The organism is Streptomyces sp. NPDC048650 (assembly GCF_043199095.1).
Classification (GTDB): Bacteria; Actinomycetota; Actinomycetes; order Streptomycetales; family Streptomycetaceae; genus Streptomyces.
This window is the reverse complement of the sequence record NZ_JBICVM010000014.1, coordinates 98,398-112,593: the sequence shown is the minus strand read 5'-3', so window position 1 is coordinate 112,593 and position 14,196 is coordinate 98,398. Positions and strand designations below refer to the sequence as shown.

The 14,196-nt window shown below is 71.5% G+C and carries 13 protein-coding genes, 1 tRNA gene and 1 pseudogene; 9 read left to right on the top strand and 6 right to left on the bottom strand.

Features of this window, described 5'->3' with window-relative positions:
- Positions 1 to 8 precede the first annotated feature (8 nt).
- Positions 9 to 515 carry a methylated-DNA--[protein]-cysteine S-methyltransferase gene (locus ACGFML_RS30925; protein WP_393548925.1) on the bottom strand — a complete coding sequence of 169 codons (507 nt, stop codon included), beginning with the start codon at positions 513 to 515 and terminating at the stop codon, positions 9 to 11.
- Between the two features lie 136 nt (positions 516 to 651).
- Positions 652 to 2,160 carry an AlkA N-terminal domain-containing protein gene (locus ACGFML_RS30920; RefSeq protein ID WP_393548924.1) on the bottom strand — a complete coding sequence of 503 codons (1,509 nt, stop codon included), beginning with the start codon at positions 2,158 to 2,160 and terminating at the stop codon, positions 652 to 654.
- Between the two features lie 92 nt (positions 2,161 to 2,252).
- Between ACGFML_RS30920 and ACGFML_RS30915 the strand changes: the two genes are divergently transcribed.
- Positions 2,253 to 3,140, top strand: a complete 888-nt coding sequence (locus ACGFML_RS30915; protein ID WP_393548923.1) for a class I SAM-dependent methyltransferase — start codon at positions 2,253 to 2,255, stop codon at positions 3,138 to 3,140.
- Between the two features lie 9 nt (positions 3,141 to 3,149).
- Here the strand turns inward: ACGFML_RS30915 and ACGFML_RS30910 are convergent, their stop codons facing one another.
- Positions 3,150 to 3,632, bottom strand: coding sequence for a DUF6314 family protein (locus tag ACGFML_RS30910; RefSeq protein WP_393548922.1), 483 nt, complete (start codon positions 3,630 to 3,632; stop codon positions 3,150 to 3,152).
- A 131-nt stretch (positions 3,633 to 3,763) separates the two neighbouring features.
- Between ACGFML_RS30910 and ACGFML_RS30905 the strand changes: the two genes are divergently transcribed.
- The 7 genes and pseudogenes from ACGFML_RS30905 to ACGFML_RS30875 all read left to right on the top strand — a co-directional run bounded on the left by ACGFML_RS30905 (position 3,764) and on the right by ACGFML_RS30875 (position 9,977).
- Positions 3,764 to 5,233, top strand: a complete 1,470-nt coding sequence (locus tag ACGFML_RS30905) for an aldehyde dehydrogenase family protein (protein ID WP_393548921.1) — start codon at positions 3,764 to 3,766, stop codon at positions 5,231 to 5,233.
- Complete coding sequence (locus ACGFML_RS30900) at positions 5,230 to 6,807, top strand: APC family permease (RefSeq protein ID WP_393548920.1); 1,578 nt, start codon at positions 5,230 to 5,232, stop codon at positions 6,805 to 6,807. The genes ACGFML_RS30905 and ACGFML_RS30900 overlap by 4 nt, the downstream gene beginning before the upstream one ends.
- 136 nt (positions 6,808 to 6,943) lie before the next feature.
- On the top strand, positions 6,944 to 7,441 hold the full coding sequence (locus tag ACGFML_RS30895; RefSeq protein ID WP_393548919.1) for a winged helix-turn-helix transcriptional regulator: 498 nt from the start codon (positions 6,944 to 6,946) through the stop codon (positions 7,439 to 7,441).
- A 206-nt stretch (positions 7,442 to 7,647) separates the two neighbouring features.
- Complete coding sequence (locus ACGFML_RS30890; protein WP_393548918.1) at positions 7,648 to 8,172, top strand: SRPBCC family protein; 525 nt, start codon at positions 7,648 to 7,650, stop codon at positions 8,170 to 8,172.
- Complete coding sequence (locus ACGFML_RS30885) at positions 8,172 to 9,215, top strand: LLM class flavin-dependent oxidoreductase (protein WP_393548917.1); 1,044 nt, start codon at positions 8,172 to 8,174, stop codon at positions 9,213 to 9,215. Before ACGFML_RS30890 ends, ACGFML_RS30885 begins: the two co-directional genes overlap by 1 nt.
- Before the next feature lie 181 nt (positions 9,216 to 9,396).
- Positions 9,397 to 9,594, top strand: a pseudogene (locus ACGFML_RS30880) (hypothetical protein); the annotation flags it as partial.
- A gap of 107 nt (positions 9,595 to 9,701) precedes the next feature.
- Positions 9,702 to 9,977, top strand: a complete 276-nt coding sequence (locus ACGFML_RS30875) for a hypothetical protein (RefSeq protein ID WP_393548916.1) — start codon at positions 9,702 to 9,704, stop codon at positions 9,975 to 9,977.
- A gap of 287 nt (positions 9,978 to 10,264) precedes the next feature.
- Here ACGFML_RS30875 and ACGFML_RS30870 read toward each other — a convergent pair.
- Positions 10,265 to 10,349, bottom strand: a tRNA-Leu gene (locus ACGFML_RS30870).
- A gap of 105 nt (positions 10,350 to 10,454) precedes the next feature.
- Between ACGFML_RS30870 and ACGFML_RS30865 the strand changes: the two genes are divergently transcribed.
- On the top strand, positions 10,455 to 11,780 hold the full coding sequence (locus ACGFML_RS30865) for a DUF2254 domain-containing protein (RefSeq protein ID WP_393548915.1): 1,326 nt from the start codon (positions 10,455 to 10,457) through the stop codon (positions 11,778 to 11,780).
- A gap of 19 nt (positions 11,781 to 11,799) precedes the next feature.
- Here the strand turns inward: ACGFML_RS30865 and ACGFML_RS30860 are convergent, their stop codons facing one another.
- Positions 11,800 to 13,350, bottom strand: coding sequence for an aldehyde dehydrogenase family protein (locus ACGFML_RS30860; protein WP_393548914.1), 1,551 nt, complete (start codon positions 13,348 to 13,350; stop codon positions 11,800 to 11,802).
- A gap of 296 nt (positions 13,351 to 13,646) precedes the next feature.
- On the bottom strand, positions 13,647 to 14,015 hold the full coding sequence (locus ACGFML_RS30855) for a chorismate mutase (RefSeq protein WP_393548913.1): 369 nt from the start codon (positions 14,013 to 14,015) through the stop codon (positions 13,647 to 13,649).
- Positions 14,016 to 14,196 lie beyond the last annotated feature (181 nt).

The window sequence follows — 14,196 nt, the reverse complement described above, 5'->3', positions numbered from 1 at the left end:
GGGTGCGGTCAGGCCGCCGGGGTGATGCCTTCGAGCGCCAGCAACTGCTCCTTGCGCTCCAGTCCGCCGGCGTAGCCGGTGAGCGAGCCGTTGGCGCCGATCACGCGGTGGCAGGGGCGGACGACGAGCAGCGGGTTGCGTCCGATGGCCGTGCCGACCGCACGCACCGCGGCACGCGAGGCGCCGATCTGCGCGGCGATCTCGCCGTAGCTGAAGGTCTTGCCGTACGGGATGCCGTCCAGGGCGGTCCAGACCCGGCGCTGGAAGTCGGAGCCGCTGGTGACGTATTCGAGGTCGAACCGGGTGCGCTTGCCCGCGAAGTACGCCGTGAGCTGGGCGACGATCTCCGCGAAGGCCGCCGCGTCCTCGGTCCAGCCCTCCTGGACGGCGGCGCCGCCCTTCTGGCCGGGCAGGGACAGCGAGGCGAGTGCCGTGCCGCCGGTGGCGGTGTCGGAGTGCTCGCCGACCAGCAGCAGTTGGCCCAGCGGGCTGTCGATGGTGGTGTAGACCGTCATCGGTCCGTTCCTCTCTCGTTCGGTCCGGTCGGTGTCGACCAGGTCCTGTCGGTGTCGATCGGGTTCGCGTCGACAACCCCATCCTGCTGCGTCACCGAGTGCATTGCTGGCGGAATTCGGACGTCGCATTTCCGCTTCAGGCGGTCGCCGGGGAGGGCTTGGCCGCGGCGTTCCAGAAGTGGTGCATCGCGTAGGACCGCCAGGGCCGCCAGGCGTCGGAATCGGCCATCGTCACACCGGAGTTGCGCATGCCGGCGAGCACCGCGACATCGCCCTCCAGGAGCACGTCCGGGTCGCCCAGGGCGCGCATCCGGATGTAGCCGGCCGTCCAGGGCCCGATGCCGCGCAGATTCAGCAGCTCCTTCTCGGCCTGGTCGCGGTCGGCTCCGGCATCCAGCGGCACGGTGCCGGCGGCCAGCGCGGCGGCCAGCGTCCGCAGCGTGGCCCGGCGGGAGTCCGGCATGCCGAGCGCCGCCAGGGACGCCTCGGCGAGGTCTCCGATGGCGGGGAAGAGGTGGGTGAGGCCGCCGCTGGGCTCGGCGAGCGGTTCGCCGTACGCGGCGACCGCGGCGTTGCCGAGCTTGCGGCCCGCGGGAACCGACACCTGCTGGCCGAGCACGGCACGCACGGCGAGCTCGTGGCCGTCGCAGGTGCCCGGGGAGCGCAGTCCGCTGCGGCGCGCCACGAGGGTGGCGAGCAGCGGGTCCTGGCCGAGGTGGTCGGCGATGGCGTACGGGTCGGCGTCCAGGTCCAGCAGGCGGCGCATCCGCTGGGTGGCGGTGGTCAGATCGCGCAGTTCGCTCAGGTGCAGCCGGCAGTCCAGCCAGCCGCCGCCGGTCCCGGGCAGCGATGCGCCGCTGCCCGGACGTTCGTCGACCTCGGCGATGCCGGAGCCGTTGGGCAGCCGCAGGGTGCGGCGGTACGTGCGGCTGCCGCGCTCGCCCAGGACCTCCTCGATGCCGGTCAGCGCGCGCCGTTCGAGGTAGTCGAAGACCTCGGCCGCGGCGTACGGCCCGCGGAAGGCGAGGCGCAGCGGTATGCCGCCGGCGCCGGCCTGCTGCGCCACCGGCCCGAACCGGGCGGTCTTGCCGGGCCGGGCGGCGCGCAGCTCGGTGGGCGTGAGGGCGTAGATCTCCCGGATGGTGTCGTTGAACTGCCGCACGCTGGCGAACCCGGCCGCGAAGGCGATCTCGGCGACCGGCAGCGGGGTGGTCTGGAGCAGTATCCGCGCGGTGTGCGAGCGTTGGGCGCGGGCCAGCGCCACCGGGCCCGCGCCCAGCTCGGCGTTCAGCTGGCGCTGCACCTGGCGGGCGCTGTAGCCCAACCGCTGGGCGAGCCCGGCGACGCCCTCGCGATCGACGACGCCGTCGCCGATCAGCCGCATCGCACGACCGACCATGTCGGCCCGGACGTTCCACGCGGCGGAGCCGGGGACCGCGTCCGGGCGGCAGCGGCGGCAGGCCCGGAAGCCGGATCCCTGGGCCGCCGCGGCGGTCGGGAAGAAGCGGACGTTCTTCTGCTTGGGGGTGGTGGCCGGGCAGCTGGGCCGGCAGTAGATCCCGGTCGTGGCGACGGCGAAGAAGAAGTCTCCGTCGAACCGCGCGTCGCGGCTGCACACCGCCTCGTACTTGCTGCCATCGCTCATCACCCTTCCACTGTGCGGTAGGCCGTCAAGCCGCGCTGGCGGAAATCGGACGGTGCGTTCGGGTCGTGTTCGCCGGTGGGTAGGAGGCGTGGATGACCACAGAGAAGAGCGGGCCGGCGCACGGGGCGACGACGACGGCGGAAGGGGTGCCACCGACCGTGGCGGAGATGGTGCGGGCCAACCGGGCGAACTGGGACGCCCGCACCCCCGTCCATGTGGCCAGTGAGTTCTACGGCCTGGACGGTTCCCGGACCGCGGACGACTGGTTCGCACCGTTCGAATGGACGGATCTCGGCGATCTGGCGGGGCGCGACGTGCTGCATCTGCAGTGCCACCTGGGCACCGAGACGGCCGCCTTCGCCGAGCGCGGCGCGGCGCACACGGTGGGGTTGGACTTCTCCGCGGCGTCCGTGGCCGCGGCGCGACGCCTTGCGCGCCAGGCGGGCCGGGACGTGGAATTCGTCGAGTCCGACGTCCGACACGCCGTACGGGCGCTCGACGGCCGCCGCTTCGACGTGATCTACACGGGCAAGGGAGCGCTGTGCTATCTGCCGGACCTGACGGCATGGGCCGAGACCGTCGCCTCCCTGCTGCGGCCCGGCGGCACCTTCTACCTCGTGGAGTTCCATCCGCTGCTGAACGCCCTGGGCCCGACCCCGGGTCCGGACGGCGAGGAGCTCCTGCTGCGCCACGACTACCTGGCGGGCCGCGGGCCGCTCCGGAGCGACACCCCGCACACCTACACCGACGGCCCGCCCGTAGAGGGCGCGACCACCAGTTACGAGTGGCGGCACGGCCTCGGTGAAGTCATCTCGGCCGTCGTGGCGGCCGGTCTGCGGATCGAGTCGGTGCGGGAGACCGAGCTGCTCCCCTGGCAGCGGTTCGCGGCCATGGTGCCGGCCGAGAACGGCTGGTGGCGGCTGCCGGACCCGGAGCCGCGGGTGCCGCTGCTGTTCGCCGTGCGGGCGGTCAAGGAGTGAGGCGCGAGCTCACCGGGCGGCCCGGCGCCGGTAGACCGACCGCAGCAGTTGGTCCTTCGCCGGGCCGCCGACCCGCCATGCCAGGTGCCATTCGTCGGCCGCGACGACGGTGAAGGTGCCCTCGTAGCGGTCCGCGGCACAGGGGTGGACGGCGATCCAGCGGCCGGAGCGCAGATCCAGGGCGTGGAAGGGGCGGCCGTCGGCGAAGTGGACCTCGGCGGTGCCGTCCGGCAGCGGCCGCAGGCGCAGCGTCCGGCTCGCCGGGTGCACCGTCTCGCCCCAGGTCAGCTCGCCCTCCTCGTGGTGCAGCAGCCCGTCCCCGGCCGCATCGGGCCCGAAGTGTGCGATGCCGCGGAAGCTGCCCAGGGCGCCGGACCGCAGATCGGCCACGGACCGCTCGATGCGCCAGCCGCCGGCCAGATAGGCCGCGGCGTCGGGGACCGGGTACGGGACGGCGCCGGCGCGGCGGGGCTGGGGCTCCTGGTCGGGCATGGCCCGATTGTCCCCCGCCCGGGTACGGTCCCACGCCCGCGGCCCCTCGCACCGTGCGGACCCGGAGCGCCCGTCCTACGCTCGGTGCTGAGATCGTCACCGCGGGATCGTCACCGACCGGAGGCAGGACCATGCCGGAGCTGTTCATCGGAGGTCAGTGGACCGCAGCGGCCGACGGGCAGGTGCGGGAGATCCGCTGTCCGGCGGACGGCAAGCTGGTCGCCACCGTCGACGAGGGCGGGCCCAAGGACGCCGCCGCGGCCGTCGCGGCCGCCCGGACGGCCTTCGACGACGGGCCCTGGCCGAGGACTCCGGCCGCCGAGCGGGGCCGGCTCGTCCTGCGCGTCGCCGAGCTGCTGGAACGCGACAAGGACGCCCTGGCCAGGGCGGAGTCCCTGGACACCGGGAAGCGGCTGGTCGAGAGCGCCTACGACATGGACGACATCGCCAACTGCTTCCGCTACTTCGGCAATCTGGGCGCGGCGGGCGGCACGGACCGGGTCGTGGACACCGGCGTGCCGGAGACGGACAGCAGCGTGCGCCATGAGCCGGTCGGCGTCTGCGCGCTGATCACCCCGTGGAACTATCCACTGCTGCAGACGGCCTGGAAGGTCGCTCCGGCCCTGGTCACCGGCAATACCTTCGTGCTGAAGCCGAGCGAACTGACCCCGCACACCGCCATGCACCTGATGCGGCTGCTGGCCGAGGCGGGGCTGCCGGCCGGCGTCGCCAACCTGGTGCTGGGCACCGGTCCGCTGGTGGGGGCGCCGCTGACCGAGGACCCGCGGGTGGACATGGTCTCGTTCACCGGCGGGCTGGTCACCGGGCGCCGCATCATGGCCGCCGCCGCACCCACCGTGAAGAAGATCGCGCTGGAGCTCGGTGGCAAGAACCCGAACATCGTCTTCGCGGACGCCGATTTCGACACCGCCGTCGACTACGCGCTGATGGCCGTCTTCCTGCACTCGGGCCAGGTCTGCTCGGCGGGCGCCCGACTGCTCGTCCAGGACTCGCTGCACGACGCGTTCGTCGACGAGTTGGTCTCCCGCGCGCAGCGGATCCGGCTCGGCGGACCGTTCGACGAGGCGGCCCGGTCCGGCCCACTGATTTCCGCGGCGCATCGCGCGAAGGTCGAGGCATATGTGGCGGCGGGGCTGGAGGAGGGGGCCGTCCTGCTCTGCGGCGGCTCGGCACCGGACGATCCGGCGCTGGTGGACGGCTTCTACTACCTGCCGACGGTGCTGGACGAATGCACCCCGGACATGACCGTCGTCCGCGACGAGTCGTTCGGCCCGGTGCTGACCGTGGAGCGGTTCCGCGACGAGGACGAGGCGGTCTCGCTCGCCAACGACACCGTGTACGGCCTGGCCGGGGCGGTCTGGACGCAGGACGGCGAGCGCGCCCACCGGGTGGCGGCCCGGATGCGCGCCGGCACCGTCTGGATCAACGACTTCCATCCGTACGTACCGCAGGCGGAGTGGGGCGGGATGAAACAGTCCGGAGTGGGGCGCGAGCTGGGGCCGGCGGGGCTGTCCGAGTACCAGGAGGCCAAACACATCTGGCGCAACACGGCGCCGCGACCGCAGAGGTGGTTCGAGTGAGCGGCCCGGGCGCGGAGCAGGGCGGCGAGCCGGTACGGCCCGGCACGCGGGACGACGGTTCGCACGACGACGATTCGCTCGCCGAGCTCGGATACAAACCCGAGCTGAAGCGCACCCTGGGCAACTTCCACACCTTTGCCGCGGGCATCAGCTACATCTCCATCCTCACCGGCACCTTCCAGCTGTTCTACTTCGGCATCAGCCACGGCGGGCCGGCGTACTGGTGGTCGTGGCCGATGGTCTTCCTCGGTCAGCTGATGGTGGCGCTCTGCTTCTGCGAGCTCGCCGCCCGCTACCCGGTGGCGGGGTCGATCTACAACTGGGCGAAGCAGCTCGGCGGTCCCCATGTCGGGTGGCTGGGCGGCTGGATGATGCTGACGGCCAGCATGGTCTCACTGGCCGCCGTCGCCCTGGCCTACCAGGTGACGCTGCCGCAGATCTCGTCGTGGTTCCAGTTCATCGGAGACGGCACCGGGAAGACCGACGCGGCGGCCAACGCCGTGCTGCTCGGCACCGTGCTGATCGCCTTCACCACCGTGGTCAACGCCTTCGGCGTCAAGCTGATGGCACGGATCAACTCCGCGGGGGTGGCGATCGAGCTGATCGCCGCGATCGTGCTGATCATCCTGCTGGCCGCGCACGTCACCCGCGGCCCCAGCGCCCTGACAGAGACGTTCGGTCTGGGCGCCGGCGAGGACTGGGGCTACTTCGGCGCGTTCCTGACCGCCTCGCTGGCCTCGGCGTATGTCATGTACGGCTTCGATACGGCCTCGTCGCTCGGCGAGGAGTCCAAGGATCCGGGCCGCAACGCACCCCGCGCCATCCTTCGCGCCCTGATCGCGTCCTTCCTCATCGGCGGGCTGATCCTGCTCTTCGCCCTGCTGGCCGTGCCCGATCTGCACTCCAAGGAGTTGTCGGTCGACGGCCTGCAGTTCGTCGTGCTGTCCACACTGGGTTCGACCGTGGGGCAGATCGTGCTGTGGTGTGTGGTCATCGCGATCACGGTGTGCGAGCTGGCGGTGCACACCGCCAGCATCCGGCTGGCGTACGCGATGGCCCGGGACAACAACCTGCCCGCCTCGTCGCTGCTCGCCAAGGTCAGTCCGCGCTTCCAGACGCCGGTGGCGCCGGCCGTCATCATCGGCCTGGTGGGGATCGGCATCCTGCTGATCAACATCAACCAGCCGCAGATCTTCTCGGTGATCACCAGTATCGCGATCATCATGATCTACCTGGCGTATCTGCTGGTCACCCTGCCGATGCTGATCCAGCGGCTGCGCGGCAGATGGCAGCCGGCCAAGGGAAAGTTCTCGCTGGGGAAGTTCGGCCTCCCGGTGAACATCCTCGCCGTCCTCTGGGGCGCCGCGATGTCCATCAACCTCGCCTGGCCGCGCGCCACGGTCTACAACGCGACCGGCCCGCAGCACTGGTATCTGCGCTGGGGCGCCTTCGTGTTCATCGGCGTCGTGGCGGTCGGCGGCTTCGCCTACTACTGGTTCGTCCAGCGCAAGCGCACCGGAGTCCTGGCCAGCCATGCCGTCCAGGCGCCGGACTCCACCACCCCGCGGCCCTGATCCGAAGACGGCGTCGTGCCCCACCGGCGAGGAGGGGTGTGCGACCCGATGCGCGGCGTCCCGGCCCCCTGACAGGCCGCTCACGACCCGGGTCTCACCCTGAGACCGTGCAGGTGGGCCGCCGTATGCTGACGGTATGAGGCGGACCTCCTTTGCGCACTGGCCCTGCTCGATCGCGCGCACGATGGACCTGCTGGGCGACTGGTGGACGCCACTGGTGCTGCGCGAGGCGTTCTACGGCATCCGGCGGTTCGACGGGTTCCAGGAGTCCTTGGGGATCGCCCGCAACACCCTCACCGACCGCCTGCGGCGCCTGGTGGACGAGGGCCTGCTGGAGAAGCGGCCGTACCAGAGCGAGCCGGTGCGCCACGACTACGTCCTCACGGACAAGGGGCGCGACTTCTACTCCGTCCTGCTCGCGATGAACAGCTGGGGCGACCGCTGGCTGAGCGGCGAGGCAGGTCCCCCGGTGGTCTTCCACCACGACTCCTGCGGACGGCAGAGCCGCGCCGAGGTGGTCTGCGGCCACTGCGGCGGCCCGATGACGCCCGACAACACCCACCCCCGGATGGGCCCCGGCTATCCGCCGGGACTGGCCGAGCGCCCGGACGTGCGGGAGCGCTTCGCGGACTGAGCCGCCCCCGGGCACTGCCCTTGCCGCCCCGGACACCGTCTCCGTCCCGAATTCCGTTCCCCCGTCCCGGCCCCGTTGTGGCATCAGGCACCACCGTCGGCACCACCGTCGCTCCGGATACGGACACACCGTTGACAAGTGAGTCCATCTACGCAACTTTGGAGGTCAGAAGCGTTTTCCCACGGGGCGACAAGGAGACTGCGGACATGGAGTGGACGGGCGCGCGGTACGCGGACACCCCGACGGCGGAAGTGGAGACGCCTGTCTCCGCGCCACCGGAACGGGTCTGGGAGCTGGTGTCCGACATCGGCCTGATGCCCCGGACCAGTGCCGAACTGCAGTCGACGCACTGGCTGGACGGCGCGACCGCCCCCACCGTCGGAGCCCGCTTCACCGGCCGCAGCCGGCACGCGGCGCTCGGCGAGTGGACGACCACCTCGCACATCGTGGAATGCGAACGGCCGACGATGTTCGCCTGGGCGGTCGAGGACCCCCAACGCCCCAGTGCCACCTGGCGGTTCACTCTCACTCCGCACAACGGCGGCACCCTGCTGCGGCACTGGGTGCGGATCGGTCCCGGCCCCTCCGGCCTCTCGTACGCCATCGACCGGATGCCCGACAAGGAGCAGAAGATCGTCTTCGTGCGCCTGCAGGAGTTCGAGAGCGCCATGACCGCCACCCTCCAAGGGATCAAGAACCTGGCCGAGGGCACCGACGGGGCGGGGGCGTGATGCGGACCGCCACCACCGTCGAGGCATCCGCCGGGCCGTGGTCGGAGACCGTCGACTTCGTCACCGAGGCCGAGAAACTGGGGCTGGACATCTGCTGGGTGGCCGAGGCGTGGGGCTCCGAGGCCCCGTCACCGCTCGGCTATCTCGCCGCCCGGACCCGGCGCATCCTGCTCGGCTCCGGGATCATCCAGCTCGGCACCCGTACCCCGATGGCCATCGCGCGGGCGGCGATCACCCTCTCGCAGATCTCCGAGGGCCGTTTCCTGCTGGGCCTCGGCCCCTCGGGCCCCCAGGTGATCGAGGGGCTGCACGGCGTTCCCTTCGACCGTCCGCTGAGGCGTATGCGGGAGACCGTCGAGATCGTCCGCCAGGCCGCCACCGGAGAGAAGATCTCCTACTCGGGGCGGGAGTTCGCGCTGCCCCTCCCCGGCAGCGAGGCCAGACCCATGCGCCTGTCGATGCGCGCCGAGCACCCCATACCCGTCCACCTCGCCACGCTCTCCCCCAGAATGCTGCGCCTGACGGGCGAGATCGCCGACGGCTGGTTGGGCACCAGCTTCGTCCCCGAGGGTGCCCAGAGCGCCTACTTCGACCATCTGGACGCGGGCCTGGCCGCCGCCGGGCGCACTCGCGGCGACCTCGACGTCTGCCAGGGCGCCGAGGTCGCCTTCGCCGAGGACGAGGACGCGCTGCGCGCGATGACCGCCGGGCGGAAGAAGGAACTGGCCTTCAGCCTGGGCGGGATGGGCTCCGCCACCACCAACTACTACAACAGCGCCTACAGCCGCCAGGGCTGGGCGACGGCCGCTGCCGAGATCCGGCAGCGCTGGCAGTCCGGGGACCGAGAGGGCGCGGCGGGTCTGGTCACCGACGAAATGGTCCTGGGCACCACCCTCATCGGTACCGAGGACATGGTCCGGCACCGGCTGAGGGTCTGGCGGGACGCGGGAGTGGACACCGTGCGCCTCTATCCCGCGGGCGACACGCTGGACGCCCGGCTGACCACCCTGGGCCGGGCCCTCGACCTCGTACGCGAGCTCTGACGAAACCCGGCCGGGCCCTGCGGAGGCCCGCCGCGAGCGCTGCGCAGAACCCGCCCCCTACCCGTAGTACTTCAGAGCTACCCACGATGAGCACCCTCCGGCGGGACGCCGACCACCAGGTCCGCTCCATAAAGTCCGTACCGCATCCAGGAAGACATCCGGTACGGAAGGACCACCCGCCATGGCGTCCCGCCCGCGCAGCACTCGCCTGCGCCGCACCCTGCTCGCCGCGCTCGTCACCGCATCGGTGGCGGTCCCGGTCTCGGGTGCGGCCGGCCCGGCGGCCGTCCCGGCCCCCGCCCCGGCCACCCTCGGTCCGTTGCGGGCCGCGACCCCCGCCGCCCTCGACGCGCGCTACGCCGCCGAACGCACCGGCATCCCCCGACCCCGCCCCCGCACCTCCGCTGGTGGCACCCCGGAGGTCGGGCGGGCAGGCAGGCACCCGAGAACTCGGCACGCACCGGCCAGGAAAGGACGTCGTCGCCGATGATCGACGACCAGACCTGGCAAGAGGCAAAGCGACAACTCCCCTTCGGCGCACGCACGCAGGGATCCGTCGTTCGGCACGCCGGATACGGCCTCTTCGTGCGACTTCCCCAATTCCCCGATCTCTTCGCCGTGGTGGACGCAGGCTCCTACCTCCCCCACGGACACATGGTGTCCCGCGCGAATTGGCCGGGGAGGGGAGAAGTGATCGAAAGGCTCGTCGTGGACCACATCGAACATCATCATGCAATCAAACTCCGCGTGGAGCCCGGATAACACTCGACAAGGAAGGCCCCACCACTGCGGCCCGGATGTCCCGGCTCAGGCGCGCGGGCGTCCCCGCATGGCCGATGCACCCGCCGTTGAGCGGGAGAGAAGCTCGTAGCGAAGCGGATCGCACGCATGATCTCCGAGCTGAGCCCGACGACCGGCCGACTCCTCACCGCGCCCCCGGGCGCAAACGGCCGCTCTACGAAAGCTTGGGAATCGCTCTGCCCCTCGACACAAAAAAGAGGATCGTGACCGTGGAGTCACAACCCTCTGTTTCATGTGCATATGGAGAGTGTCCGAGGGGGGACTTGAACCCCCACGCCCGATAAAGGGCACTAGCACCTCAAGCTAGCGCGTCTGCCATTCCGCCACCCGGACCAGGTGTCATCTTCGCGGGGCGTTCCCCGCGGCGACATGGACAACAATACCAAGGTTTCGGAGTGCCTTTCACCTGCATATCCCGCCGGAACATAGCCTCGCTTTATGGGTAATGTCGGACAGCTTGCTCGGCTCTGGGGGCCGCGGAGGCCACGGGCGCGGTCGTCGGTGCGGGAGCACCTTCGGGACACGTTCTGGTTCGCGCCGACCGTGGGGCTGGTGGGCGCGGTGCTGCTCTGGCTGGGGGCCTTCGCGGTCGATGCGGAGATCGTGTCGCGGCTGCAGAGGGCCGGCGCGTTCGACGAGGTCGGGGAGCTGGTCTCGATCGCGGAGGACGCCAGGACGATCGTGACGACGATCAGCTCGGCGATGATGACCTTCATCGGTGTGGTCTTCAGTATTTCGCTGGTCGCGGTGCAGATGGCGAGCGGCCAGCTCACGCCGCGGGTGGTGCGGATCTTCGTCCGGAGCCGGATCAGCAAGGCCACCCTCAGCGTCTTCCTGGCCACGTTCCTGTTCTCGCTGCTGGTACTGACCTCGTACGAGAGCGAGACCGATGCGCGGCAGGTCACGTCGGTGCCGGTGGTACAGAGCCTGCTGACCATGGCCTTGGTGGCGCTGAGCCTGCTGCTGTTCATCGGCTACGTGTCGGCCACCTTGCGCCTGATGCAGGTGGGGCCGGTGGTCGACCGGATCACCCACGAGACCTTCCGGATGCTGGTGCGGCATGTGGCCGAGGGACCCGGCGGTGAACCGTTGCCGGCCGAGTCGGCGCGGATCGCGCATCAGGGGCGGGCGGGGGTGCTGCTCGACGTGCATGTGGCCCGGCTGGTGCGGGCCGCGCGACGGCAGGGGGTGGTGCTGCGGCTGATCCCGCGGATCGGGGACTTCGTCATGCCGGGGACGCCGGTGCTGGCGGTGCACGGTGGAGCGGCTCCGTCGCCGCGGGTGCTGCGTCACGCGGTGTCGGTGGGGGTGGAGCGGACGTTCCACCAGGATCTGGGGCTGGGGCTGCGGCAGCTGTCGGACATCGCGCTGCGGGCGCTGTCGCCGGCGGTGAACGATCCGACGACGGCGGTGCAGTGCCTGGACCGGATCGTGCAGATCCTGGCGGCGGTGGTGCACCGGCCGCTGGGCACGGTGCAGCACCGCGACCGGCGGGGAGCGGTGCGACTGTCGCAGGACGTGCCCGGATGGACGGATCTGGTCGATCTGGCACTGGCCGAGATCCGGGAGTCGTCGGTGCGCAGTCCGCAGGTGACGCGGCGGCTGCTGGCGGGGATCGAGGATCTGCTGCTGCTCGTGCCGGCGGAGCGGCGGGAGCCGCTGGAGCGGCACCGTACGCTCCTGCTCCAGGCGGTGGAGCATACGGTGCCGTCGGCGGCCGACCGGCGGTTCGCTTCCTTCCCCGACCGTCAGGGGATCGGGTAGGGACCCGCGGGTGGTGGCGTCACGGCATCAGGTGGTAGTCGGGGAAGTTGCCGGGCAGGCGCTCGGAGTCCGGCCCCTCGGTCACGGCCCGCACGAGGAGCTCGCCGCCCACGAAGGCACCGCTCCAGGAGTTGCCGAAGCCGCCGAAGAGCTCTTCGCGGTCGCCGCGGGAGCGGGGCTTGCCGTGGCCGACCTTGAACGCGCGGATCTGCGGGGCCAGCCGGGAGAAGGTCTCGGGGTCGTCGGTGGAGAGGGTGGCCACCAGGGCGCCGTTGCTGGCGTTCATGGCGGCGAGGAGTTCGGCCTCGGTGTCGACGAGCACGATGGTGTCGATGGGGCCGAAAGGTTCGGCGTGGTGCAGCGGGGACGCCGGGGGCGGGTCCAGGAGCGTGGTGGGCGGCAGATACGCGGAGGTGTCCTGGTCGGGCAGGAAGTGCCCGTCGGCGAGGGAACCGCGGTGGAGGGGGACGGCGCCGCGGGAGACGGCCTCCGTCGTCAGATCGTCCAGTTCCTTGGCCTTGGCGGCGTTGATGAGAGGCCCGAAGTCGAGTTCGGGCAGCGGGTCGGCGGGGTCGGCCACGGCCAGCGGGTGCCCGAAGCGGACGCTGCGTACGGCGGGGAGGTAGGCGGCGAGGAAGTCCGCGAAGGCGTCGCGCTGGACGACGAAGCGGGGATAGGCGGTACACCGCTGTTTGGCGTAGTCGAAGGTCTTGCGCAGGAGGGGCGTCAGGGCCGGCCAGTCGGTGTGGTGCCAGATGCCCCACGTGTTGAGGCCCTCTTGTTCGAGGATGTGGCGTTTACCGAGGTCCGTGACGGCGGTGGCGACGCGGGCGCCGGTGTCCCGGCCGCCGACGAAGGAGACGCAGCCGATCTCGGGTGACCGGACCAGGGCCGGGGAGAGCTCTCCGCCGCTGCCGCTGACGAGGGTGGCCGGGACGCCCTCGCGGACCGCGAGGGCGCAGGCGAGGGTGAGGCAGGCCAGCCCGCCGTCGGTGGGGGTCTTGGCGATCACCGCGTTGCCGGCCAGCGCCTGGACGAGCATCGCGTGGATCAGAACCGACATGGGGTAGTTCCAGCTGGCGATATTGCTGACCGGGCCGGGCAGCGGCGACCGGCCCACGAGCATCGGGTCGATCTCGGAGACGTACCAGCGGACGCCGTCGATGGCGCGGTCGACGTCGGCCTGGGCGAGCTTCCACGGTTTGCCGATCTCCCACACGAGGAGAAGGGCCAGGAGTTCGCGATGCTCGGTCAGAGCGTCGAGGGTGGCGGTGATTTTGGCCTTGCGCTCGGTCAACGGGAGGTGGCGCCAGGCGCGGTGCTGGTCGAGGGAGGCGCGCACGGCGTGCCGCGCGGCGTCCGCGTCCAGGCGGGGCGGGCCGGTGATGGGCGTGCCGTCGATCGGGCTGCCGGCGGGCTGCGGGGTGCCGTCCGCGTGCCAGGTGGCGGCCCAGAGGTTGAGGACACGGTCGTCGCGGAACGCCTCGGGGGCGGCGGCCAGGCTGCGTTGCCAGGCGTCCTGCCAGGACGTTCCGGGCTTGAGGGTGAGAGGCGCGGGGGTGGATGCCATCGGGTGTCTCCGCTCTCGGTGCACGGCCGGAGGGACAGGGTGGTGGCGCTCGGGCGGCTTCCGGAGAAGCCGTGTTACTGGACGGTAGTGGTGCACCGCCGTGCGGTGGGACGATCCGGCGTCAGGTATGGCGAGTGTCACTCGGAGCGGGCCTCGCGACCACCGGGAATCCGCCAGGCCCCGGGCCCGGGCGGGGCTCCGGGACGGCATTGCAGGGGTGGTGCCGTAGGTGCCCGACCGCCGCCGTGGTGGCCGACCGGTGGCCGGAAACCCCCCTCACGCCCCAAGCGCCTGGCTCAGCCCGCCGGCGGGGCGGCCTGTGTGCCCAGCGTCCCGTCGGCGATGGCGCGGTGGTGCCGGACGACCTCTTCGATGATGAAGTTCAGGAACTTCTCCGCGAACGCCGGGTCCAGCCGGGCGTCCTCGGCCAGCTTGCGCAGCCGCTCGATCTGGGCGGCCTCCCGTGCCGGGTCGGCGGGCGGCAGGCTGTGCCGGGCCTTGAGCTCACCCACCTGCTGGGTGCACTTGAAGCGCTCGGCGAGCAGGTGCACCAGTGCGGCGTCGAGGTTGTCGATGCTGCTGCGCAGATAGAGCAGGCGCTCCCGGGCCGCCTGGTCGGCGACCGCGGCCACCTCGCCCGCGGAAGGTGCTGTCCCCTCGCTCATGTGCGTCTCGCCATTCGTGGTCGGTGCGTCGTTGCTGATCGGGTGCACATTACCCGGGCGGGGGTGTCGGAGCGGGGCTGGTCTCGCGGATCGGACCAGGGGCGGGGGCCGGGTTGCGGCGCCGTACGACCGGCGCGCCCCGGCAGTGCCGGCACTGATGGCGCGGACGGCGCGTGCGCTC

Bases quoted from the DNA above. Each gene is read 5' to 3' on its own strand.
- ACGFML_RS30925 (WP_393548925.1), bottom strand. From the start codon at position 515: ATGACGGTCTACACCACCATCGACAGCCCGCTGGGCCAACTGCTGCTG.
- ACGFML_RS30920 (WP_393548924.1), bottom strand. From the start codon at position 2,160: ATGAGCGATGGCAGCAAGTACGAGGCGGTGTGCAGCCGCGACGCGCGG.
- ACGFML_RS30915 (WP_393548923.1), top strand. From the start codon at position 2,253: ATGACCACAGAGAAGAGCGGGCCGGCGCACGGGGCGACGACGACGGCG.
- ACGFML_RS30910 (WP_393548922.1), bottom strand. From the start codon at position 3,632: ATGCCCGACCAGGAGCCCCAGCCCCGCCGCGCCGGCGCCGTCCCGTAC.
- ACGFML_RS30905 (WP_393548921.1), top strand. From the start codon at position 3,764: ATGCCGGAGCTGTTCATCGGAGGTCAGTGGACCGCAGCGGCCGACGGG.
- ACGFML_RS30895 (WP_393548919.1), top strand. From the start codon at position 6,944: ATGAGGCGGACCTCCTTTGCGCACTGGCCCTGCTCGATCGCGCGCACG.
- ACGFML_RS30890 (WP_393548918.1), top strand. From the start codon at position 7,648: ATGGAGTGGACGGGCGCGCGGTACGCGGACACCCCGACGGCGGAAGTG.
- ACGFML_RS30885 (WP_393548917.1), top strand. From the start codon at position 8,172: ATGCGGACCGCCACCACCGTCGAGGCATCCGCCGGGCCGTGGTCGGAG.
- ACGFML_RS30875 (WP_393548916.1), top strand. From the start codon at position 9,702: ATGATCGACGACCAGACCTGGCAAGAGGCAAAGCGACAACTCCCCTTC.
- ACGFML_RS30865 (WP_393548915.1), top strand. From the start codon at position 10,455: ATGGGTAATGTCGGACAGCTTGCTCGGCTCTGGGGGCCGCGGAGGCCA.
- ACGFML_RS30860 (WP_393548914.1), bottom strand. From the start codon at position 13,350: ATGGCATCCACCCCCGCGCCTCTCACCCTCAAGCCCGGAACGTCCTGG.
- ACGFML_RS30855 (WP_393548913.1), bottom strand. From the start codon at position 14,015: ATGAGCGAGGGGACAGCACCTTCCGCGGGCGAGGTGGCCGCGGTCGCC.